The sequence below is a fragment of the Nocardioides sp. Root240 genome (assembly GCF_001428825.1).
In the GTDB taxonomy this organism is placed as follows: Bacteria; Actinomycetota; Actinomycetes; order Propionibacteriales; family Nocardioidaceae; genus Nocardioides.
Map to the genome: position 1 here is coordinate 459,338 of NZ_LMIT01000002.1, position 20,461 is coordinate 479,798.

At 73.1% G+C, this 20,461-nt stretch carries 17 protein-coding genes; 9 read left to right on the top strand and 8 right to left on the bottom strand.

Features of this window, described 5'->3' with window-relative positions; genetic code table 11:
* Nucleotides 1–19 precede the first annotated feature (19 nt).
* The 5 genes from ASE20_RS05200 to ASE20_RS05220 are packed head-to-tail and all read left to right on the top strand — an operon-like array spanning nucleotide 20 to nucleotide 5,968.
* On the top strand, nucleotides 20–2,080 hold the full coding sequence (locus tag ASE20_RS05200) for a primosomal protein N' (RefSeq protein ID WP_056893452.1): 2,061 nt from the start codon (nucleotides 20–22) through the stop codon (nucleotides 2,078–2,080).
* Between the two features lie 30 nt (nucleotides 2,081–2,110).
* Nucleotides 2,111–2,656, top strand: coding sequence for a peptide deformylase (gene def / locus ASE20_RS05205; protein WP_056893453.1), 546 nt, complete (start codon nucleotides 2,111–2,113; stop codon nucleotides 2,654–2,656).
* A complete protein-coding gene (gene fmt, locus ASE20_RS05210) occupies nucleotides 2,653–3,579 on the top strand; it encodes a methionyl-tRNA formyltransferase (protein ID WP_056893454.1) in 927 nt (308 codons plus the stop codon). Before def ends, fmt begins: the two co-directional genes overlap by 4 nt.
* Complete coding sequence (locus ASE20_RS05215; RefSeq protein WP_225869219.1) at nucleotides 3,576–4,913, top strand: RsmB/NOP family class I SAM-dependent RNA methyltransferase; 1,338 nt, start codon at nucleotides 3,576–3,578, stop codon at nucleotides 4,911–4,913. The genes fmt and ASE20_RS05215 overlap by 4 nt, the downstream gene beginning before the upstream one ends.
* 38 nt (nucleotides 4,914–4,951) lie before the next feature.
* Nucleotides 4,952–5,968 (top strand): LLM class flavin-dependent oxidoreductase, encoded by a 1,017-nt coding sequence (locus ASE20_RS05220; RefSeq protein ID WP_056893456.1) that lies wholly within the window; start codon nucleotides 4,952–4,954, stop codon nucleotides 5,966–5,968.
* Nucleotides 5,969–6,070: 102 nt separating this feature from the next.
* Here ASE20_RS05220 and ASE20_RS05225 read toward each other — a convergent pair whose 3' ends face one another.
* Nucleotides 6,071–6,421 (bottom strand): MerR family transcriptional regulator, encoded by a 351-nt coding sequence (locus ASE20_RS05225; protein ID WP_056893457.1) that lies wholly within the window; start codon nucleotides 6,419–6,421, stop codon nucleotides 6,071–6,073.
* A gap of 68 nt (nucleotides 6,422–6,489) precedes the next feature.
* Here ASE20_RS05225 and ASE20_RS05230 point away from each other — a divergent pair, with 68 nt between their 5' ends.
* A complete protein-coding gene (locus ASE20_RS05230; protein ID WP_056893458.1) occupies nucleotides 6,490–7,692 on the top strand; it encodes an MFS transporter in 1,203 nt (400 codons plus the stop codon).
* Here ASE20_RS05230 and ASE20_RS05235 read toward each other — a convergent pair.
* Genes ASE20_RS05235 through ASE20_RS05245 form a run of 3 tightly spaced genes read right to left on the bottom strand, consistent with a single transcriptional unit; the run spans nucleotide 7,676 to nucleotide 9,567 of the window.
* Nucleotides 7,676–8,269, bottom strand: coding sequence for a hypothetical protein (locus ASE20_RS05235; protein ID WP_056893459.1), 594 nt, complete (start codon nucleotides 8,267–8,269; stop codon nucleotides 7,676–7,678). The genes ASE20_RS05230 and ASE20_RS05235 overlap by 17 nt on opposite strands.
* The gene (locus ASE20_RS05240; RefSeq protein ID WP_235538764.1) at nucleotides 8,266–8,778 is read right to left on the bottom strand and encodes a SigE family RNA polymerase sigma factor; all 513 of its coding nucleotides are present in this window, start codon (nucleotides 8,776–8,778) and stop codon (nucleotides 8,266–8,268) included. Before ASE20_RS05240 ends, ASE20_RS05235 begins: the two co-directional genes overlap by 4 nt.
* 54 nt (nucleotides 8,779–8,832) lie before the next feature.
* On the bottom strand, nucleotides 8,833–9,567 hold the full coding sequence (locus tag ASE20_RS05245; RefSeq protein WP_056893461.1) for an AAA family ATPase: 735 nt from the start codon (nucleotides 9,565–9,567) through the stop codon (nucleotides 8,833–8,835).
* 47 nt (nucleotides 9,568–9,614) lie between these two features.
* Here ASE20_RS05245 and ligD point away from each other — a divergent pair, with 47 nt between their 5' ends.
* A complete protein-coding gene (gene ligD, locus ASE20_RS05250) occupies nucleotides 9,615–10,559 on the top strand; it encodes a non-homologous end-joining DNA ligase (RefSeq protein WP_056893462.1) in 945 nt (314 codons plus the stop codon).
* Here ligD and ASE20_RS25805 read toward each other — a convergent pair.
* From ASE20_RS25805 to ASE20_RS05265, 3 genes are read right to left on the bottom strand one after another with little or no spacing between them, the layout of a single operon-like run.
* Complete coding sequence (locus tag ASE20_RS25805) at nucleotides 10,556–12,757, bottom strand: hypothetical protein (RefSeq protein WP_056893463.1); 2,202 nt, start codon at nucleotides 12,755–12,757, stop codon at nucleotides 10,556–10,558. The genes ligD and ASE20_RS25805 overlap by 4 nt on opposite strands.
* Nucleotides 12,754–13,827, bottom strand: a complete 1,074-nt coding sequence (locus ASE20_RS05260; protein ID WP_056893464.1) for a hypothetical protein — start codon at nucleotides 13,825–13,827, stop codon at nucleotides 12,754–12,756. The genes ASE20_RS25805 and ASE20_RS05260 overlap by 4 nt, the downstream gene beginning before the upstream one ends.
* Before the next feature lie 47 nt (nucleotides 13,828–13,874).
* Nucleotides 13,875–14,324: a hypothetical protein gene (locus tag ASE20_RS05265; protein WP_056893465.1), complete on the bottom strand. Its 450-nt coding sequence runs from the start codon at nucleotides 14,322–14,324 to the stop codon at nucleotides 13,875–13,877.
* A 197-nt stretch (nucleotides 14,325–14,521) separates the two neighbouring features.
* Between ASE20_RS05265 and ASE20_RS05270 the strand changes: the two genes are divergently transcribed.
* A complete protein-coding gene (locus ASE20_RS05270) occupies nucleotides 14,522–15,730 on the top strand; it encodes a kynureninase (RefSeq protein ID WP_056893466.1) in 1,209 nt (402 codons plus the stop codon).
* A gap of 110 nt (nucleotides 15,731–15,840) precedes the next feature.
* Nucleotides 15,841–20,133 carry an Ig-like domain-containing protein gene (locus ASE20_RS05275; protein ID WP_162261045.1) on the top strand — a complete coding sequence of 1,431 codons (4,293 nt, stop codon included), beginning with the start codon at nucleotides 15,841–15,843 and terminating at the stop codon, nucleotides 20,131–20,133.
* A 72-nt stretch (nucleotides 20,134–20,205) separates the two neighbouring features.
* Here ASE20_RS05275 and ASE20_RS05280 read toward each other — a convergent pair whose 3' ends face one another.
* Nucleotides 20,206–20,406, bottom strand: coding sequence for a hypothetical protein (locus ASE20_RS05280; protein ID WP_056893467.1), 201 nt, complete (start codon nucleotides 20,404–20,406; stop codon nucleotides 20,206–20,208).
* Between the last annotated feature and the right edge of the window lie 55 nt (nucleotides 20,407–20,461).

A 20,461-nucleotide genomic window follows, 5' to 3' on the forward strand; every position in this document is an offset into this window, starting at 1 on the left:
CGCTGGTAGAACTGCGCCCATGACGCCCACCCCCGACGAGCAGGCACTCGACCTGCCCGGTCTCGTGCGGGACCGTGCGGCCGAGGGGCGGGTCAAGGCGGCCGCGACCCGCGCCCGCAAGGTCGCCGAGGCGGAGATCGCCGAGGTCGACCCGGTCGCGCAGGTGGTGCTCGACCTCGCGCTGGCCCACCTGGACCGCACGTTCGACTACGCCGTCCCGGTTGCGATGGCCGACGGTGCGGTGCCGGGGGCGCGGGTCAAGGTGCGCTTCGGCGGCCAGGACGTCGACGGCTTCGTCGTGGCCCGGACCGCGGCGTCGGAGCACGAGGGACGGCTCGCCCCACTGCGGCGGCTGGTGAGCCCGGAGCCGGTGCTCAGCCCGGCGGTGGCAGCCCTGTGCGCCCAGGTGGCGGAGCGGTACGCCGGCGTGGGCGCCGACGTACGACGCCTGGCCGTGCCGCCGCGCCACGCCACCACTGAGAAGGAGCCCTCGCCGCCGGAGCCGCCGCTGGCGGCGGACGCCGGTGCGTGCGACGCCGCGTGGGCGCCCTATCCGGCGGCGTCGGCGTTCATCGCGCACCTCCGCTCGGGGAGCGCGCCACGGGCGGTCTGGGGTGCGGGTCCGGGGGAGGACTGGCCGCACCTGCTGGCCGAGCTCGCCGCCTCCGCGCTCGCGGCGGGCCGCGGGACGGTGCTCTGCCTGCCCGACCACCGCGACGTCGCCCGGGTCGACGCCGCACTGACCGCCCTCCTCGGGCAGGGCCACCACGTCACGCTGCAGGCGGAGCCGGGCCCCGCCGCGCGCTACCGCGACTTCCTGGCGGTCAGTCGCGGCACCCGCCGGATCGTCGTCGGCACCCGCTCGGCGGCCTTCGCGCCGGTGCGCGACCTGGGACTGGTCGTGATCTGGGACGACGGTGACGACCTGCACGCGGAGCCGCGGGCGCCGTACCCGCACGCCCGGGAGGTGCTGCTGCTGCGTTCCGAGCTGGAGGGTGCGGCGGCGCTGGTCGGCGGGTTCGCGCGCACGGTCGAGGCCGAGCAGCTGCTGCGCTCGGGCTGGGCCCACGAGGTTGCGCTGCCGCGCGCCGAGCTGCGCCACCGCGCACTCGTCGGCGTCACCGGTGCCAGCGACCACGCCCTCGCGCGCGACCCGTTCGCGTCGACCGCGCGGATCCCGCGGGAGGCCTTCGAGGCGGTCCGCTGGGGGCTGGAGCGGGGACCGGTGCTGGTCCAGACCCCCCGGGCCGGGTACGCCGTCAAGCTGGCCTGCGAGCGCTGCCGGACCCCCGCCCGGTGTGGCGCCTGCGCGGGTCCGCTCGAGCTGACCGGCCCGACCTCGCCGCCGCGCTGCCGTTGGTGCGCGACGGAGGCGCCCGACTGGACCTGCCCCGAGTGCGGGTCGGCCGGGCTGCGGGCGCCGGTGCTGGGCGATGCGCGGACCGCCGACGAGCTCGGCCGCACGTTCCCGTCGATCTCCGTGGTCACCTCGTCGGGCGACCGGATCAGGGCGAGCATCGACGCCTCGCCGCGCATCGTGGTCGCCACGCCGGGGGCGGAGCCGCCGGCCGAGGACGGCTACGCCGTCGTCGTCCTCCTCGACACCTGGTGGGCGCTCAGTCGCGACAGCATGCGTGCGCAGGAGGAGGCGCTGCGCCGCTGGTGCAACGCGATCGGGCTGGTGCGCCCGGGGGGCAGGGCGCTGGCCGTGGGCGACCCCGCGCTGCCCGTGCTGCAGGCGTTGGTCCGCTGGGACCCCGCCGGCTTCGCGACCCGTGAGGCCGAGGAGCGCCGGGCCGCGCGACTGCCGCCCGCCGCCCGGGTGGCGACGCTGACCGGCACGCCCGGCGCGCTCGACGACCTGCGGGCGCTGCTGGCGCTGCCGGAGGCGGCCGACGTCCTCGGTCCGGTGCCCGTGCCGGCGCGCGCCAGCGACGAGGAGGCGGAGGAGCGGCTCGTCGTACGGGTGCCGCGGGCGCAGGGCGCCGCGCTGGCCCACGCGCTCGGGGAGGCGCAGCGGCTGCGCTCGGCGCGCAAGCTGGAGCCGGTGCGTGTGCAGGTGGACCCGCCGGAAATCTGAGCCACGCCCGCGCGTCACTAGGATGACGAGGTGGCCATTCGACCCATCCGCCTGTTCGGCGACCCGATCCTGCGCAAGCCCGCGCTCGAGGTCGTCGAGTTCGACGCCGAGCTGCGCCAGCTCGTCACCGACCTGACCGACACCATGCTCGACGCCCCCGGCGCCGGGCTCGCGGCGCCGCAGATCGGCGTCGGGCTGCGGGTGTTCACGTGGTACGTCGACGGCGAGGTCGGCCACCTGGTCAACCCGGTGCTGGAGCTGTCCGACGAGAAGCAGGACGGCCCCGAGGGCTGCCTGTCGCTGCCCGAGCTGACCTACGACTGCCTGCGCGCGCTGTCGGTGGTCGCGAACGGCTTCAACATGCACGGCGACCCGGTCAGCATCCAGGGCTCCGAGCTGCTCGCCCGCGCGATCCAGCACGAGACCGACCACCTCGACGGCATCTTGTTCATCGACCGGCTCGACGACGCCGGCCGCAAGGCGGCGATGCGCGAGATCCGCGAGTCGGAGTGGTTCGGGCTGGAGAAGCCGACGATCAAGCTCTCGCCGCACGCGACGGGCGGATTCGGTCGATGAGGGTCGTCTTCGCCGGCACCCCCGAGGTCGCCGTCCCGGCGCTGGACGCCATCGCCGCGTCGCCGCACGAGCTGGTCGGCGTGGTCACCCGCCCCGACGCGCCCGCCGGACGGGGCCGCAAGCTGACGCCGAGCCCGGTCGCGCAGCGGGCCGAGGAGCTCGGCGTACCCGTGCTCAAGCCCGTGCACCCGCGCGACCCCGAGTTCCAGGAGGCGTTGCGCGCGCTGGAGCCGGACTGCTGCCCGGTCGTGGCCTACGGCGCCCTGATCCCGCGCAGCGCCCTCGACATCCCGACGCACGGCTGGGTCAACCTGCACTTCTCGATCCTGCCCGCCTGGCGCGGCGCCGCTCCGGTGCAGCACTCGCTGTGGGCCGGCGACGAGTTCACCGGCGCGACCACCTTCCGCATCGTCGAGGCGCTCGACGCGGGCCCGGTGTTCGGCGTGATGACCGAGCGGATCCGGCCGACCGACACCGCCGGCGACCTGCTCGCCCGCCTCGCCGAGGGCGGCTCGTCGCTCCTCGTCGCGACCCTCGACGGCATCGCCGACGGCGCACTCGAGGCGCGCGAGCAGCCGGAGGAGGGCATCAGCCTGGCCCCGAAGATCTCCGTCGAGGACGCCCGCGTCGACTGGAAGGAGCCGGCCGTCGGGGTCGACCGCCGGATCCGTGCCTGCACGCCCGGCCCCGGCGCGTGGACCACCCTCGATGACGAGCGGGTCAAGCTCGGTGCCGTGACGATCGAGGAGGGCGTGAGCGACCTGCCGCCCGGCGCGATCCGGGTCGGCAAGAATCACGTCCTGGTCGGTACGTCGACCGACGCGGTCCGGCTCGGCGAGGTCAAGGCGTTCGGCAAGAAGCAGATGGGCGCGGCCGACTGGGCCCGCGGCGTGCGGCTGCCCGACACGGCCACCTTCGAGTGAAGCGCGTCGACCCGGCGCGGCTGGCCGCCTTCGAGGTCCTCAAGGCGGTCCGGGTCGACGACGGCTACACCAACCTGCTCCTCCCGGCCGCGCTCGCCCGCCACGGCCTGACCGGCCGGGACGCGGCGTTCGCCACCGAGCTCGCGTCGGGCACGATCCGGCGGCAGGGCACCTACGACGCCGTCCTCGCGGCCTGCATCGACCGACAGCTGCGCAAGGTCGAGGCCAAGGTGCTCGACGCCCTGCGGCTCGGCGCCCACCAGCTGCTCGCGATGCGGGTGCCCACGCACGCCGCGATCGACACGACCGTCACGCTGGTCCGCGCCCAGGTCAACCAGGGCGCGGCCGGCTTCGCCAACGCGGTGCTGCGCAAGGTCGCCGCGCAGGACCTCGACGCCTGGCTGGCCCAGGTCGCGCCCGGCTCGGGCACGCGTGACCTCGCCGTCGCCCACAGCCACCCGGCGTGGGTGGTCGACGAGCTCCGTACCGCCCTCGGGGACGCCGCGGCCGAGCTGCCGGACCTGTTGGCCGCCGACAACGCCGCACCGCGGGTCACCCTGGTGGCCCGGCCCGGCCTGGCCGCCCGCGACGAGCTGCCCGGTACGCCGACGCCGTACTCGCCGTTCGGCGTCGTGCTCGAGGCCGGCGACCCGGCCGCCGTCCCGGCCGTGGTTGAGGGCCGCGCGGGCGTGCAGGACGAGGGCTCCCAGCTGGTGGCGCTCGCCCTCGCCACGTCGCCGCTCGAGGGCCGCGACGAGCGGTGGATCGACCTGTGCGCCGGCCCGGGGGGCAAGGCCGCGCTCCTCGCTGCCCTCGCGGGCGAGCGCGGAGCCGCGCTGACCGGCGTCGAGCTGCACCACCACCGTGCCCGCCTCGTCGCCCGCGCCGCGTCCGCCGGCGCCGGACTCGCCGGCGTGGTGCAGTCGGATGCGACCCGCGCCCCCTTCGCCGACGCCGGCGCCGACCGGATCCTGCTCGACGCGCCGTGCAGCGGCCTCGGCGCCCTGCGCCGCCGGCCCGAGGCGCGCTGGCGCCGGTCGGCCAAGGACGTGGCCGAGCTGGTCCCGCTCCAGAAGGCGTTGCTCGGCGAGGCGATCCGGGTGCTGCGGCCCGGGGGAGTGCTGCTCTACGCGACCTGCTCGCCCGTGCTCGCCGAGACGTCCGGCGTCGTCACCGCGGCCCTCGCGGAGCATCCCGAGATGCAGCTCGACGACGTGCGCGCGTGCCTGCCCGCCGTACCGGACGCGGAGGGGCCGCTGCCCGGAACGGTCCAGCTCTGGCCGCACCGGCACGGCACCGACGCGATGTTCCTGGCGCTGCTGCGCAAGCAGTGAGCCGGGAATGACGCGGATTGGTTGACGGTTCAACCATCATGAAGAAGATCGGGTTCCTCTCGTTCGGCCACTGGACGCCGAGTCCGCACTCGCAGACACGCAGCGCCGCCGACACGCTCCTGCAGTCGATCGATCTCGCGGTCGCGGCGGAGGAGCTGGGTGCCGACGGCGCGTACTTCCGCGTCCACCACTTCGCCCGCCAGCTCGCCAGCCCGTTCCCGCTGCTCGCCGCCATCGGCGCGCGGACCAGCCGGATCGAGATCGGCACCGGCGTCATCGACATGCGCTACGAGAACCCGTTGTACATGGTCGAGGACGCCAGCGCCGCCGACCTGATCTCGGGCGGCCGGCTGCAGCTCGGCATCTCGCGCGGGTCACCGGAGCAGGTCATCGACGGCTGGCGGTACTTCGGGTACGCCCCGGCCGAGGGTGAGACCGAGGCCGACATGGCCCGCCGCCACACGGAGGTCTTCCTCGAGGCGCTGCGCGGCGAGGGCTTCGCCGAGCCGAACCCGCGCCCGATGTTCGCCAACCCGCCCGGCCTGCTCCGCCTGGAGCCGCACTCCGAGGGCCTGCGCGAGCGGATCTGGTGGGGCGCCGCGTCCAACGGCACCGCCCGCTGGGCCGCCGAGCTCGGCATGAACCTGATGAGCTCGACCCTCAAGGAGGACGAGGGCGGCCAGCCCTTCCACGTCCAGCAGGCCGAGCAGATCCGCGTCTTCCGGGACGCCTGGGGCGCAGCCGGGCACACCGGCGAGCCGCGGGTGTCGGTCAGCCGCTCGATCTTCCCGCTCGTCTCCGACGAGGACCGCGCCTACTTCGGCGGCCGTCCCGACGGCGACCAGGTCGGCCAGATCGACAACATGCGCGCGATCTTCGGCCGCTCGTACGCCGCCGAGCCGGACGCCCTGATCGAGCAGCTGCGCGAGGACGAGGCGATCGCCGAGGCGGACACCCTCCTGCTGACGGTCCCGAACCAGCTGGGTGTCGACTACAACGCGCACGTGCTGGAGTCGATCCTGACGCACGTGGCGCCGGGGCTCGGCTGGCGCTGAACCTTCTGCGCTGCGTCGTGCGGTTTGGTCCCAAACCGCAGCAATCCGGGGGGAGATGTTGTGGTTTGGTCCCAAACCGCAACTGATTGACGCAGCGCAGAACTAGCGCGTCCGTGCCAGCACCTGCTGGATCGTGTCCCGGCTGCGGGTGAGGCACGCGATCCGCTGCTCGAGCCCGTCGAGCTCCGCCGCGAGCAGGTCGGCGAGCTCGCGGGAGCAGGTGGTGGCGTCGGTGGCGCAAGCGGCCTCGGCCTCGAGGAGGGCGCGGACCAGGCGGGTGGGGATGCCGGACTGGATCAGGCCGGCGACCCGGCTGACCTGTTCGACGTGCGGCTCGCCGTAGGTCCGGTAGCCGTTGGGCAGGCGGTCGGCGGCGAGCAGGCCCTGCTGCTCGTAGTAGCGGATCAGGCGGGCCGCGACGCCCGTGCGCTCGGCCAGCTCGCCGATCTTCATGTCTGCCGCCTCACATCGTCGATCCAGACCTTGACATTGACATCAGTGTCAAACTCTACCGTCGAAGCATGACCTCGACCACCGCGGGTTCCGCACCCGCTACCGACCGTACGACGACCGAGCTCCCGCTACCGGCACTGCTGGTCCTCGGCGGCGCCACCCTCGTGATGGTGACCGGCGAGATGCTGCCGACGGCGGTGCTCGCACCGATGAGCGCCGGTCTCGGCGTCTCCGACTCCGCCGCAGGGCTGCTGGTCAGCATCTGGGCGGCCGTGGTGGTGGTGGCGAGCTTCCCGCTCGTGCACCTCGTGCGCCACGTGCCCCGGACGCTGGTGATCACGGGCAGCCTGGTCGCGTTCGGGGTGGCGTCGGCGCTCACGGCCCTGGCGCCGTCGTACGGCGTCGTGGTGGGCGCGCGCACGCTCGGGGCCGCCGCGGTGGGGCTGCTGTGGGCCACCGTGAACGCGCACGTCGCGGACCTGGTGCCCGACCGGCTGCTCGGGCGGGCGACGGCCATCGTGCTCGGCGGGGCCACGCTGGGCATGGTGCTGGGGACGCCGGTCGGGCGGTTCGTGGCCGACCTCGCCGGGTGGCGTGCCGCGTTCTGGACGCTCGCCGTGGGGAGTGTGCTCGCCGCGGTGCTGGTCCGCGCGGTCGTCCCGGCGGTCGCTGCCCCGCCGGCCGGTACGACGGCCGACGGGCCCCACCGCCAGGACGGTGCGCTGCGTCCGATGGTCGCCGTCACCGTGCTGGTGGCGCTCGCCCTGGTCGGCCACTACGGCGCGTTCACGTTCGTCACCCGGCTCGGCGAGCCGGCGGACGCGGTGCTGCCGGGCGGGATGGGAAGCGTGCTGCTCGCCTTCGGCGTGGCGTCGGCTGCGGGGGTCGCGCTCGCGGGCCGGGTCACCGGCGACACACGGTCCGCACTCGTCGTGGCCACCGCCGCCACCGCGGCGGCGCTGCTGGCCCTGGGTGCCGCCGGCGACAGCAGCTGGCTGGTGCTCGGTTCCGTCGTCACGTGGGGTGTCGTGTCCGGGGCGTTGCCGCCGTTGGCCCAGACGCTGGTGCTGCGGCTCGCCGGGCCCGCGCACCGGACCCTGGCCGGTGCCCTGATCCCGGTGCTGTTCAACGGCGGGATCGCCGTCGGGGCTGCCTTCGCCGCGGGAACGGTGGCGATCGGCGGGACGGGTGCGCTCGTCGTACCGGCGGCGGGGCTGGTGGCGCTCGCCGCCGCCGGTCTGGCGGCCGGGACCGTCAGGGCGCGAAGGTGATGCCGTCGATGAGCGCGGTCAGGTCGGTCTGGGACAGGGAGCCGGCCCCGCCCTGGACCGAGACGAAGAAGTCGCCGTGGACCGGGCTCACCCACAACGAGCTGCCGCCCTTGTCGGGGTCGCTCGCCCAGGCGTCGTGCTCGGCGGCGGGCCGCACGTTGATCGAGACGAACGAGTCGTCCTTCGTGCACGGGATCTTCTCGTCGAGGTAGTCCCCGCAGCTCCAGCCGGGCGCGTCGATCGTGAACGGCGCCGCGTTGGCGGGCTCTCCGGTCGGCAGCCCCGCGGCGTCCTCGGGATCCGCGGTCACGGTGGCGCTCGCCGTCGTCGGCGCGGTCGGTGTGTCCGCGAAGTCGTGGTCGCGGGCCGTCGTACTGGAACCGCCCTGGGTGACGGCGACGCCGACACCGACGACGGCGAAGGCCGCCGTACCTCCGGCGACGGTGGCGACCCGCCGCCGGCGACGCAGCCGGAGGCCGGCGCGGAGCGAGGCGGTGGCGAGGTGCTCGAGGTCGGGCTGCTCGGTGCGCAGCCGGTCGCGCAGTGCGGGGCCGATGCGGTCGTCGAAGTCGGTCATGACGAGGTCCTCTCGTGGATGGGGTCGATGAGCGGGCGCAGCCGCTGGAGGGCGCGCCGCGCACGGGTGCGGACGACGGTCTCGGCGAGGCCGAGGTCGGTCGCGGTCTCGGCCACGCTCCGGTCCTCCCAGTAGCGCAGCACGACGATCGCGCGGTCGAGCGGCGGCAGGGTGCCGAGCGCCGCGAGCAGGTCCAGACGGGTGCCCGGATCGGGCTCGTGACCGGTGTCGACCGGCGTGAGCTCCGCCGGCCGTTCGGTGCTGCGCCGCAGGCGCCGGTGCGACAGGAACGTGTTGAGGAGGGTGGTGCGGGCGTACGCGAGCGGGCTGTCGGCCGCCTGCACCCGCCGCCAGTGGACGAAGACCTTGGCGTACGTCGCCTGGGTCAGGTCCTCCGCGAGGTGGTGGTCGCCGGTGAGCAGCATCGCCGCGTGGTGGAGCTGGGTGCCGGTCTCGCGGACGAAGGCGGTGAACTCCGCGGCCTGCCTTCCCGAACTGTGTGCCTTCACACCCATCTGACGCCTCGGGGGACCGATCGTGTGACAGCGGGCATGGCAGGACCTTCAGCCGAGGAAGTGGCGCAGGTAGCGCTGGGGGTCGTCGAGGTAGCGGCGCCAGTGCTGGACCAGCTCCAGCTCCTCCCAGGTCGTGCGCCGAAGACCCCAGTCGCCGACCTCGAGGATGCTCGCTCCGGGCAGGGAGGCGAGGACGGGGGAGTGGGTCGCACAGAGGACCTGGCCGCCGTCGTCGACGAGGTCCTGCAGCCGCGACATGAGCCCCAGCGTGGACGAGAACGACAGTGCGGCCTCGGGTTCGTCGAGGCAGTAGAAGCCAGGAGAGTCGAAGCGCGACCGAAGGACGGCGAGGAAGGACTCGCCGTGGCTCATCTCGTGGAAGACCGGGTCGCCGCTGGAGGCGTGCTGCTCGGCGAAGGTGAACCAGCCGTGCATCGTCTCGGCGCGCAGGAAGAAGCCCCACCGTCCGGTGCCGATGCCGCGCTGCAGCCTCAGCACCCGGTGCAACGGCGACTCCGTCGCCCGGGTCGAGTGCTGGCCGTGGCGGGTCCCGCCCTCGGGCGAGAGCCCGTAGGCGACGGCGATCGCCTCGACGAGCGTCGACTTGCCCGACCCGTTCTCGCCGACGAGGAAGGTCACGCCCGGGGACAGGTCGAGGTCCTCGCGCAGCACCTGGGCGATCGCGGGGACCGTGAACGGCCACTCGTCGTCGCGGAGTCCGTGGCGCGGCAGGCCACCGCGATCCGCGACGACCCGGACGACGGGCGGCTGGTCGAAGTCCACCAGCTCACCGTAGCCGTGGCGTCCGTGGCAACGGATAGGGTCGCGCCATGGCGTCCCCGGCGATCGAGATCGAGGTCGACAGCCGTGTCGTCCGGGTGAGCAACCCCGACCGCGTCTACTTCCCAGCCATCGGTGCGACCAAGCTCGACCTCGTCGAGTACTACCTCTCCGTCGGCGAGGGCATCGTCAACGCGCTGTGGGAGCGGCCGTGCATGCTGCACCGGTTCCCGAAGGGCCTCGACGGCGACAAGGTGCACCAGAAGCGGCTGCCCGCCGGCGCACCGGACTGGGTCGAGACCGTGCAGCTGTTCTTCCCGCGCTGGAAGCGCACCGCCGACGAGCTGTGCGTGACCGAGCTGGCGTCGGTGATCTGGGCGGTGCAGATGTCGACCGTCGAGTTCCACCCCTGGAACAGCCGCCGCGGCAGCACCGAGATGCCCGACGAGTGGCGCATCGACCTCGATCCCGGCCCGGAGTCGACGTACGACGACATCCGCAAGGTCGCCCACGTCGCCCACGAGGTCCTCGACGAGCTGGGCGCGGTCGGCCACCCGAAGACCAGCGGCAGCAAGGGCCTCCACGTCTACGTCCGGGTCAAGCCGGAGCACGACCACAAGGGCGTACGCCGCGCCGCGCTCGCGTTCGCCCGCGAGGTCGAGCGCCGTGCTCCCGAGCTGGTCACCACCACCTGGTGGAAGAAGGACCGCGACCCGGCCGCGGTGTTCGTCGACTACAACCAGAACGCCCGCGACCACACCATCGCGGCCGCCTACTCGGTCCGCGGCCTGCCCGACGCCCGCGTCTCCACCCCCATTCGGTGGGACGAGGTCGACGACGCAGACCCGCGTGACTTCACGATCCGGACCGTCCCCGCGCGCTTCGCCGAGCTCGGGGACCTCCACCACGACATCGACGACCACGTGTTCGACCTGGCGCCGCTCCTGGAGTGGGCGGACCGGGACGAGATTCCGGTTGAGGGTGACGAGGCCTAGGCTGCGGTGACGCGGAACGCGTAGCTCGTCGTGGTGGTGTTGGTGCCATCGGACACCCGCACCTCGAGGGTGTAGTCGGTGTTGCCCGCCGTGAAGCTGCCGGCACCGCTGTTGCCGGCCACCGTAAGCGAGTTGGCCGTGACCCACCGCCCGGACACGAGCGACAGCCCGATCGGCGTACCGCAGAAGGTCGCATCGAGCGAGGATCCGGTGCCCCCATTCCAGCACCGGCCGTTTGACTTGGTGAGCTTGATCGTCACCGAGGTGACACCGACGTTGTCCGTCGCGGTGACGCAGATCTTGCCGGCGGCGCCCGTGCACGAGATGCTCGCCCAGGTCCCAGTCTCGTTCCCCGGCTCGACGAGCGTGATGGTCGGGGCGAGCGAATCGCCACTCACCGCAACCGTCGCCGACGAGCTCGCGGAGAGGTAGTTCGCGTTCCCCGCCTGCGTCGCCGTCAGCTGGCAGCTGCCCGCACCGACGTAGGTGACGGTGCTGCCGGAGACCGTGCAGATCGCGGGAGCCGACGTGGTCGAGAAGGTGACGGAGAGGCCGCTCGACGCCGTCGCGGTCAGCGTCGCCGTCGTCCCTGCGTTCGCGGTCAGGACCGGCGAGAAGCTCACGGTCTGCGCGGCCTTGGCGACGGTGAAGGTGACCGACGCCTGGGGCGCGGGCGCCCAGGTCCCGTTGCCGCTCTGGTCCGCGGTGATGGTGCAGGAGCCGGCGCCGACGAACGAGATGGTCGCGCCGTTGGTGCCGGAGCTGGTGCACACGGCCGGCGTCGTCGAGGCGAAGGTGACGGGGTTGCCGGAGCCACCGCCGGTGGCGGTGACCGTGTAGCCGCCCTGGTACGTCGGGGACGTCGGCAGGGAGATGTTGGTGATCGCCTGCGCCTTGCGGGTCACGCCGATGCTCTGCCCGACCTGCGCCGCGGCGAGGTAGTCGGCGTTGCCGGCCTGGTCGGCGGTGACCGAGCAGGTGCCGGCGGCGACGAAGGTGATCGTCGCGCCGCGCGTACCCGTGCTGGTGCACACGCCGGGAGTTGTCGAGGCGAAGGTCACCGGGTTGCCGGAGCCGCCGCCGGTGGCGGTGAGCGTGTAGGTATCACCGACCTTCGCGTCCGCGGGCGGCGTCGAGGTGATCGTGATCGCCTGGGCCGCGGGGGAGATGGCGAAGGACTGCTGGACCTGCGGCGCGGCGGCGTGGTTCGCGTCGCCGGCCTGGTCGGCGTCGATCGTGCAGGTGCCGGCCTTGAGGTAGGACACGACCCCGCTCGAGATCGAGCAGTTCGCGGTGGTGGCCGGGTTGATCGTCAGCATCACCGGGTTGCCGGAGCCGCCGCCGGTGGCGGCGGGGTGGTAGCCGCTGCTGCCGACGACCGCGGTGGTCGGCGCGGTCGAGGTGAAGCTGATCGCCTGCGCGGCCTTCGCGACCGGGAACGCCTGCTGGGCCGCGGGTGCCGCGCTGTAGTAGGTGCTGCCGGCCTGGTGGGCGGTGATCGTGCAGGTGCCCGCGCCGACGAAGGTGATGGTCGCGCCGTGCGTACCGGTGCTGGTGCAGACCGACGGGCTGTCGCTGCCGAAGGTGACCGGGTTGCCGGAGGCGCCCCCGTCCGCCGTCACCGTGTACGACGGACCGCCGTACGTCGGGGAGGTGGGCGAGGAGGTGAACGTGATGGCCTGCGCGACCTGGCCCACGACCACCGCGTCGCTCGCGGTCGCGACGGCGGTCCAGCTGGCCTGCACCGCGGTGACGACGTAGGTGTGGCTGCCGACCGGGACGCCCTCGTCGGTGCAGTGGGTGCCGGCGATGGTCGTGGATGCGGATGTGCCGCAGACAAGGACGGCGGGCCCGCTCGCGGGGACTCGGCGCACGCGGTACCCGTCGGGAGCGATGCCGGAGGTGGGCGCAGTCCAGGACACGTCGACGTCGCCGGTGCCGGGCGTGGAGGTCGCGGTCACGTCGGTGGGCGCCTCGAGGGTGCCGGTGGTGACGGTGCCGGCGCCGGTGCCGTCGGAGGTGAAGAAGGCCGCGGCGACCCCGCCGAGCGAGAGCCCGACGGTGAGCACGAGGGCGACGGCCAGGCCCGGGCGGACGGTACGGCGCGCGGTGGACGCGGCCCGGCCGTGGCCGCGGTGGCGGGCGGGGGCCGGACGACGGCGGCGGGAGGTGGTGGCGAAGCGCTTCATGGTGGTCACGCCCCGTTCCCGGCGCCGCTGTACGCGAGCTGCACGACGGCCGTCTTGCAGGCGTCCTGGTTGGTGGGCAGGTTGAGCATCCGCACGGCCGGCCACTGCGCCCGTGGCACGCCCAGCGACGAGAGCGTCCGGGTGCTGTGGGCCGGGATCGTCAGCGGGAACGGGCCGGAGTAGCCGGTGACGGCGTAGTTCGAGGTGGCGCAGCCGGGCTTGTCGGTGGAGGTGACGTCGACGCCGAGCGCGGTCACCGTCATCGGCGCGCCGAACGGGTTGGTCAGCGCCAGGTCGATCGCGGCGCGCTCGCTGCCGGGGGCGAGGGTCCGGTCCGGCGTGCCCGCGATCGGGAAGTCGTCGTAGGTCTGGGGCAGCACGATCAGGTAGGCCGAGGCGGTCTCCGACGCGAGCAGCGACTGGCCCTTGACCGTGATCAGGTAGGTCCCCGGGACCACGTTCGTAGCGGTGCTGACCTTGACCGTCGCGGTGTTGCCGAGCAGCGACAGCGAGGGGGAGACGGTGGCGGTCGCGTTCTGCGGCACGCCGGAGAGGCTCAGCGAGATCGGGCCCGCGAGCAGGCCGCGGTTCACGGTCAGCGTGTACGTCGTCGACTGGCCGTCCACGACGGTGGCCGCCGGTGGCGAGAGCACCATCGTGAAGCCGGTCGCGAGGGTGACGTTGAGCTGCACGTTCACCGACACGGACTGGCCGTTGCTGGTGGCGGTGATCTTCAGCAGGTAGCTGCCGACCGGCGTCGTGGCGCTCGTCTGCACCGCGACCACCGCGGGGATCCCGTTGATCGCCGGGTTCGGCAGGATCGCGACGGTCGCTCCGACCGGGGCGCCGGTGACGCTGAGGTGCACCGGGCCGAGCAGCGACCCGGGCTGGCTCACGGTGACGGCGACGACCGCCTGCGAGCCGATGGTGACGCCGACCGACGTACGGTCGACGGAGATGCCGAGGCCGGCGCCCAGCGTGGTGGCGGTGGGCTGCACGGCGCTCGAGCCGAGCGACGTGGCCAGGAGGGCGGCCACCAGCAGCACGAGCAGACGGATGCGTCCGCTGTACCTGGTCATCGGGTTCCTCCTGGCCATGTCGACTCAGCTCTCGGGTCGGACGAGCGTCAGCTCGCCGCGACCTTGAGGTCGATCGAGACGCCCTTGCAGGCGTCCTGGTTGGCGGCGCGGTTGATCATGCTGATCACGAAGGTGCCGTCGACGGTGGCGCCGCTGGCGACATCGCCGGTCGGGACCGACAGGCTGGTGATGGAGAAGTCCGCGTCGGTGCAGCCGGAGTCCGAGGTGCCCTCGACCGTGGCGACCGCGCCCTGGAGGTTCTGCACACCGCTGTTGGTGTTCTTCACGTGGAAGCTGACCGTGGCGCTCGGACCGCCCGGGGTCAGGCCGGGAGTGCTGTCGTCCACGGTGACCTCCCACGCGGAGGAGGTGCCGGTGGTCGCCGTACCCGTGCCCTCGCCGGTGCTGGTCCAGTACGCGAACGCGACGCCGCCGGTGAGGACGACGGCGGTGACGCCGCCGACGACGGCAGCCTTCTTCTTGGTCATGCGGAGCATGTCGATGCCTTTCTCAGATGACTGCCGATGAGGGGCTCGGCGTCCCGTGTGCTCCCGAGAAGGCGCTGCGGACGGCCCCCAGACCCGCCCGTTCGAATCCCAGAACTCCCGTGCGTCACGGCTGTTACGTCGGCCTCGGTTAAAATGGGTGCGACCATCGGAAGTGAGGACACCGGACGGGGCGATAGGTTCGGCCCGTGACCCTCGATGCCGCGGCGCTCGACGCCGCCGACCCGCTCGCCTCCCGCCGCGACCTCTTCGTCGGCGCGGCCACGTCGCTGGTCTACCTCGACGGGAACTCGCTGGGCCGGCCGCTGCAGGCGACGGCCGACCGGGCGGCGCGCTTCGTGACCGAGGAGTGGGGCGGCCGGCTGATCCGGGGCTGGGACGAGCGCTGGTTCGAGCAGCCGCTCGTGCTCGGCGACCGGCTCGCGGCCGTCGCCCTGGGTGCCGCTCCCGGCCAGACCGCGATCGGCGACTCCACCACGGTGCTGCTCTACAAGCTGGTCCGCGGCGCCGTCGCCGCGCATCCGGGCCGCACCGAGATCGTCGTCGACCGCGACAACTTCCCCACCGACCGGTACGTCGTCGAGGGCGTCGCCCGCGAGTGCGGCCTCACCGTCCGGTGGCTCGACGTCGAGCCGGACGCAGGCGTGACGGTCGAGGGGCTCGCGGAGGTCGTGGGGGAGCAGACCGCGCTCGTCGTGGTGAGCCATGTGGCCTACAAGTCCGGCTGGATGGCCGATGTCGCCGGGCTGACCCGGGTCGCGCACGACGCCGGCGCGTGGATCCTCGTGGACCTGTGCCACTCGTCGGGCGCCGTACCGGTCGAGCTGGACGCGTGGGAGGTCGACCTCGCGGTCGGCTGCAGCTACAAGTACCTCAACGGGGGTCCCGGGGCGCCCGCCTTCGGGTACGTCGCACGGCGCCACCTCGACGCCGATGCCTTCCACCAGCCGGTCCAGGGCTGGATGGGTGCGGCCGACCCGTTCGCGATGGGCCCGGCGTACGCGCCGGCCGCGGGCATCCGGCGGCTGATCAGCGGCACGCCGCCGATCCTGGGCATGCTCGGTCTCGCCGACATGGTGGACCTGCTGGAGGAGGTCGGCATCGCGGCCGTGCGCGCGAAGTCGGTGGCGCTGACGTCGTACGCCGTGGACCTGGTCGACCGGGACCTGTCCGACGTCGGCCTGGCCTCACCGCGCGACCCGGCGGTGCGCGGCGGTCACGTCACGATCACGCACCCGCGGATGCGCGCGGTGACCGCCGCCCTGTGGGAGCGCGACGTGCTGCCGGACTTCCGCAACCCGGACGGCTTGCGGATCGGCCTCTCGCCCTTGTCGACGTCCTTCGCGGAGGTGGAGCGGGGGATCGCCGCGATCGGCGCGGCACTCGGGAATGATTGAGGCTTTACCAGTCTGAAACGGTTCACAAATCTGGGTGATACTTCAACTACCTAGCCTCATCGAGCCCGGGCCATCCCCTGCCGGGCATCCCGAGATCGATGAGGTTGCGCATGAGAATCCCCCGCGCGCTCAGGGCCCTGGTGCCCTTGGCGCTCACTCTCTCCGTCGTGTCCGTGCCCCTGGTGGCCGGCACGGCGTCCCCGGTACGGGCTGCTGAGGCAGCGCCCGACTACTCCGCCCTGCCGGATCCGACGGCACGCGGCGGCTACACCGCCAGCACCCTCCAGGAGACCAAGCTCGGGCTGGTCGACCTGCAGGAGCCGAGCTCGAGCGGCGCGGCGCCGGGCACGGGACAGGCCCAGTCCGCCGAGCAGCTGGAGATCCGCGGCTCGCTCTACTACCCGGCCGATCGCGCCGAGCCCAGCCCGGTCCTGATCCTGGTGCACGGCAACCACGGCTCGTGCGACGCCGGCCAGGACTCCGCCACCGCCAGCTGCACGGCCTTCAAGCGCAACGAGGCGGGCTACGCCTACCTCGGCGAGAACCTCGCGACCTGGGGCTACACGACCTTCTCGGTGTCGCAGGACCAGCTGATGATGCGGCAGGACAACAACAAGGGCAAGGGCATGCACCAGCGCCGCCTGCTCATCGCCGCCGCCCTCGACGCCCTGTCGAAGGCGAACAGCGACGGTCTCGCCGACGACGCGCACACCACGATCGGCGACACCCTCAAGGGCAAGCTCGACATGACGCGGATCGGCCTGATGGGCCACTCCCGCGGCGGTGACGCGGTCACCAGCTTCATCGACTACAACCGCACCCGCACCGACGGCCCGCGCTACCCCCTGCGCGGCGTCATCTCGCTGGCGCCGGTCGACTACGAGCGCAAGGCGCCGTACGGCATGCCCTACCTGTCGATCCTGCCCTTCTGCGACGGCGACGTGTCGAACCTCCAGGGCGCGCGCTTCTACGAGCGCAGCCAGTACATCAACCCGGGCGACCCGTTCCCGCGCATCCAGTCGAGCCAGCTGGGAGCGATCCACAACTGGTACAACACCGTCTGGTACGCCGACGGCGGGGCCGACGGCCAGGCGAACAACGACGCGGCCTGCGGCAACTCGGCGCCGTTCGCGACGACCAACGCGCACCCGAACAACCTCCGGCTCTCGGGTGCGGCCAACCCGCAGGCGATCGTTGCGCGGCCCGGCTCCACCAACGGCAGCCACGACACGGCCAAGGCCGACAACTACGTCATCGACAACGACGACACCTTCAACCCGCTGGTCAACACCAAGATCTCCGGCGACCCGGCGCGGATGGGTGACCAGGAGAAGATCGGTCTCGCGACGATGGCCGCCTTCTTCCGGCGCTACGTCGGCGGCGAGGGCGCCTTCGAGCCCTACATGACCGGCGAGCTGTCGGCCACCGCGTCGCACCGGCAGATCCCGGCCAGCGCCTGCCCGACCTCGGCGTCGGGGACGCGGATCGACTGCAGCGAATACGTCTCGACGAGCTACTTCGCCGCTCCCGGCGAGCGCGTCGACATCATCCGTCCGGAGATCACCAACCCGCTCGGGCAGGACGCGCTCGGGGCACCGCTGACCGGCACCGGCTTCGCCGAGTACGACTGGTGCAACCCGGAGCCGGACGACTTCGCGCCCGCCCAGCTCGGGAAGACCACCCAGCCCACCGGCGCCAAGGCGTGCCCGCTGCCGGCCAAGGCGGCTCTCGGCGGCCAGAACGGCACCCGGGAGAACGCCCCGGTCAACCACTCCTACGGTCGCCAGCTCTCGCTGGCGTGGGAGGCCGGCCAGAAGGCGCGCCTGACGGCCGTCGTCCCGGCTGCCGACGCGGACATGAGCGGGCTGAAGGCGCTGGCCATGGGGGCCGACGTGAACTTCTTCGACCTGCGCAACCCGGGCGCGGACAACCGTGGGGACAACACCAAGGTCGGCGCGGAGTGGCCCAACGAGCTCCCGACGTCCTACGACCCGACGGCCACCACCCAGGACTTCATCATCGCGGTGAAGGACCGCGCGGGTCACGAGGGCACGGTGCACGCCGGTGACGAGAAGTGGGGCAACGCGCTGCACATGTCGACCGGCACCAACACGCCGAACACCCACATCGTGCTGGACCAGGTCCGCGTCCCGCTGACCGCCTTCTCCGACCAGGGTGTCGACCTGTCCCAGGTGGCCGCGGTCGAGCTCCGCTTCGGTGAGGACGGTACGCCGGCCTCCGGCTCCATCCAGCTGGCCGACGTGCGCTTCCAGGAGAAGGAGGGTGCGCCACTGGTCCTCTCCGACGGTGCGGACAAGGCCGACGGTGCCGGGCACGGTGCGCCGGCGACGGGTCCCGACCCGGCGTCGTACCTCCAGGCGTACGACGTGTCCAAGGGCAACCTGGCGCTGGTCGACACCGTCGGCCAGCGCGGCGCCAACACGGTCTGGACCGTCGACGACGACAAGGTGCAGTGCCCCGACGCGCAGTTCTCCTCCATCCAGAAGGCGGTCGACTTCGCGGCCCCCTGGGACACGATCGCGGTCTGCGAGGGTGTCTACGAGGAGTCGTCCACGCCGAACGCGCACGCCAGCAACCCCGTGGCACTCGAGGCCACGAACGGCCTGACGATCACCAAGCCGCTGAAGATCAAGGGCGCGGGCGCCGACAAGGTGGTCATCAAGCCGAAGTCGTCGGTCGACGACCTCGCCGGCCTGGTGCCCTACCTGCGCGACGGCGGCGGCAACGTGATCACCGTGTCGCGGCAGTCGCTCGGCTCGACCGACACCAGTGAGATGTTCGTCGACATCTCGGGCGTCACGGTGACCTCGGGCAGCACCTGGGCCGAGGCGGGCATCGCCTTCTTCGGCGCCGCAGGTCGGGTGAGCAGCTCGGTCGTCGGCCCGCTGCGCACGGCGACCAGCGCTGCCGAGCTGGCCGACCACCCCCACGGCTACGGCATCGTGAAGACGAGCCTGATCCTGGGTGCCGGCAAGGGCACGGTCGAGAACGAGGTCACGGTCACAGACTCGGTTGTGACCGGCTACCAGTCCGGCGGCATCCTGTTCGACGGTGGCCGCGGGAAGGACGGCGCTGCCGACAACCTGGTCCGGACCGGCACGAAGCAGCACGGCTACGTCGTGCGCACCGTGGTCAAGGGCAGGAAGAACGCGGTCTACCCGCAGACCGGCGTGGAGTTCACCAACGGCGTCGACGGACTGGTCAAGGACAGCCGGATCACCACCAACTGGTTCACCCCGGACCCGGCACGTTCGACCGGCCTGCTGCTGAGCGACGCGGGCGTCGAGGGCGGGCAGCTGACCGCCAGTGGCGACGCGATCACCGGCAACGGCGTCGCGGTGGCCAATGTCGCGGCCGACGGCAGCACGGTGCGCTCGGACGCCCCGTTCACGATCGCCGGCAGCTACCTCGGTACGACGGCGCCCGCCACCACGGGCGTGGGTGACCCGGCGACGGGCCTCGAGGCGATCAGCGGCAGCGGTTCCGTGGTCGTGACCCAGCGCGCGACCTCGGTGCCCGCCGGCGTGGCGAGCACCGTGGGCGCGGTCGTCGACGAGGCGCCGGAGGGCCGGATCGTCGAGCCGGCCGGTGGCACGGAGCTGACCGTCGGTCAGCCCGTGACCCCGATCGTCCGCGCCAGTGACGACCTGGCAGTGGCGGCGGTGACCTTGCTCGCCGACGGCACCGAGATGGCCACGTCGACGCACGCGCCGTACACCTTCGCCTTCACGCCCACGGGCGAGATGGCAGGGGAGGACGTCACCTTCACGGCCCGGATCACCGATGCCGCCGGCAACGTGACGACGTCCGACGCGGTCACGGCCGCGGTGGTCGCCGCCCCGCCCGGCACCTTGGTGCCCGCCACGCCGACGATCACGGGCACAGCCCGCGTCGGGGCGAAGCTGACGGCGGTCGCGGGCACGTGGGGACCGGAGCCGGTGGCGCTGTCCTACCAGTGGCTGCGGGCAGGAGCGCCGATCGCCGGGGCGACGAAGGCGACCTACGCCGTCGTCGCTGCCGACAGGGGCCGGAAGCTGGCGGTCGCGGTGACCGGCGCCAAGGACGGCTTCGCGTCGCTGACGGTGCCGAGCGCCACGACGGCCACCGTCGCGGCCGGGATCCTGACCGCGCCGGTCCCGCGGATCACGGGTACCGCGGTGGTCGGACGGACCCTCCAGGCCGTGCTCGGCACCTGGGGTCCGGCGCCGGTGACCCGGAAGGTCCAGTGGCTGCGCAACGGCAAGGCGATCCGCGGAGCGACCAAGGTCGGCTACCGGCTGGTGCGAGCCGACCGGGGCCAGCGGATCACCGTGCGGGTGACCGGGACCAAGGCCGGCTACACCACGGTCGTGAGGACGAGCGTGGCGAAGCGGGTGCGCTGACCGGGTGGTCCGCTGATCGGGCGGCCGGGGGAGAGCTCGGGCTCTCTCCCGGCCCTCGGGCGTGGGCGCCGGCTACGCGCTGAGCGGCGGGTGCAGCGCCTCGCGCAGCTGGCGGGCGTGCTGGTGCAGGATCACGGCCGCGAAGCCGTTGCCGCGCGCGTCCTCGTTGTCCGCCTCGCGGTCCCAGGCGTCCGCGAGCCGGGCGGCGAGCGCCGTCGGCTCGTCGGGCGTCGTGACGGACCGCTTGCGGGCCTCGCTGTTCATCATGGCCATCGTCGGACCTCCCCCCGGAGTCGGGACCTGCGGTGGTCCCTGTTGTCATGATCGG

Excerpts from the sequence above, each read along its gene's own strand:
- ASE20_RS05200 (WP_056893452.1), top strand. The coding sequence starts at position 20 with ATGACGCCCACCCCCGACGAGCAGGCACTCGACCTGCCCGGTCTCGTG.
- fmt (WP_056893454.1), top strand. The coding sequence starts at position 2,653 with ATGAGGGTCGTCTTCGCCGGCACCCCCGAGGTCGCCGTCCCGGCGCTG.
- ASE20_RS05220 (WP_056893456.1), top strand. The coding sequence starts at position 4,952 with ATGAAGAAGATCGGGTTCCTCTCGTTCGGCCACTGGACGCCGAGTCCG.
- ASE20_RS05225 (WP_056893457.1), bottom strand. The coding sequence starts at position 6,421 with ATGAAGATCGGCGAGCTGGCCGAGCGCACGGGCGTCGCGGCCCGCCTG.
- ASE20_RS05230 (WP_056893458.1), top strand. The coding sequence starts at position 6,490 with ATGACCTCGACCACCGCGGGTTCCGCACCCGCTACCGACCGTACGACG.
- ASE20_RS05235 (WP_056893459.1), bottom strand. The coding sequence starts at position 8,269 with ATGACCGACTTCGACGACCGCATCGGCCCCGCACTGCGCGACCGGCTG.
- ligD (WP_056893462.1), top strand. The coding sequence starts at position 9,615 with ATGGCGTCCCCGGCGATCGAGATCGAGGTCGACAGCCGTGTCGTCCGG.
- ASE20_RS05260 (WP_056893464.1), bottom strand. The coding sequence starts at position 13,827 with ATGACCAGGTACAGCGGACGCATCCGTCTGCTCGTGCTGCTGGTGGCC.
- ASE20_RS05265 (WP_056893465.1), bottom strand. The coding sequence starts at position 14,324 with ATGCTCCGCATGACCAAGAAGAAGGCTGCCGTCGTCGGCGGCGTCACC.
- ASE20_RS05275 (WP_162261045.1), top strand. The coding sequence starts at position 15,841 with ATGAGAATCCCCCGCGCGCTCAGGGCCCTGGTGCCCTTGGCGCTCACT.
- ASE20_RS05280 (WP_056893467.1), bottom strand. The coding sequence starts at position 20,406 with ATGGCCATGATGAACAGCGAGGCCCGCAAGCGGTCCGTCACGACGCCC.